Origin of the sequence: Pseudomonas sp. SIMBA_068, from assembly GCF_046534705.1 — a bacterium.
Taxonomy (GTDB): Bacteria; Pseudomonadota; Gammaproteobacteria; order Pseudomonadales; family Pseudomonadaceae; genus Aquipseudomonas; species Aquipseudomonas putida.
Window position 1 is genome coordinate 1 of sequence record NZ_JAWRYI010000396.1, and the last position, 277, is coordinate 277.

The window sequence follows — 277 nt, forward strand, 5'->3', positions numbered from 1 at the left end:
ACTTCAGGGATGAGGTTATCAATATCGAAATGTAAAGGGATCACGCTTCTTGAACTAATGCTTACACTCGCTGTTGTAAGCATTATCAGTCAAATATCTATGTGGTACTACCCAGATTTTCTAGCAAAAAACCGGCTAGAGAACCACGTTAACCTTCTGCACCGAACTATCAATTATGGTCGACTTTACGCAATTGAAAATAGTACTTACGTTACTCTTTGCTCGTTAAACGAAGGCGAATGCTCAAAAGATGAATGGGATGGTCAAATGTCTTTGT

The 277-nt window shown here is 39.0% G+C and carries 1 protein-coding gene; it reads left to right on the forward strand.

All coding sequences use genetic code 11. From position 1 onward, the window contains the following. Positions 1-9: 9 nt before the first annotated feature. Positions 10-277: Tfp pilus assembly protein FimT/FimU (locus SB756_RS29680; RefSeq protein ID WP_410913143.1), on the forward strand; the 268-nt coding region annotated here is incomplete at its 3' end.